This window comes from Bradyrhizobium sp. Kon58 (genome assembly GCF_055807455.1).
The window spans coordinates 1-508 of the sequence record NZ_JBVVOT010000135.1; the positions used below are offsets into that span (position 1 = coordinate 1).

Sequence of the window (508 nt, forward strand, 5' to 3'; positions counted from 1 at the left end):
TATCCGTCCCGCCGGCCTGTTTGGCGAGCGCGCCATCGAGCGAGTCTGAAACCATGTCGACCTCCGTTGCACACCACACTGCGCCGCTGCTGCTGACCACCCGGCGTGTGCCCTGGGGCCTGATCGCCTGGCTGGCGCTGGCGTTTATCGCGGTACCGCTGTGGGGCGATGATTATTGGCTCAATGCGATCCTGATTCCATTTTTGGTGCTGTCACTGGCCGGCCTGGGCCTGAACCTGCTCACCGGTTACACCGGGCAGACGTCGGTCGGCGCGGCAGGTTTCATGGCGGTGGGCGCCTTTGCTACCTACGGATTCCTGCTGCGCCTGCCGGAGTTGGGCTTGCCGGTAGCGTTGCTCGGTGGTGGGGTTATCAGCGCGCTGGTGGGCCTGTTGTTCGGTCTGCCCAGCTCGCGGATCAAGGGTTTCTACCTGATGGTCACCACGTTGGCGGCGCAGTTTTTCCTCGAGTGGCTGTTCGTCAAATTCCCCTGGTTCTACAACTATGG

General features: G+C 62.6%; 1 protein-coding gene. It reads left to right on the forward strand.

Features of this window, described 5'->3' with window-relative positions; translation table 11 throughout:
• Window positions 1–53: 53 nt before the first annotated feature.
• Window positions 54–508: ABC transporter permease subunit (locus AC0L20_RS39815; protein ID WP_473295639.1), on the forward strand; the 455-nt coding region annotated here is incomplete at its 3' end.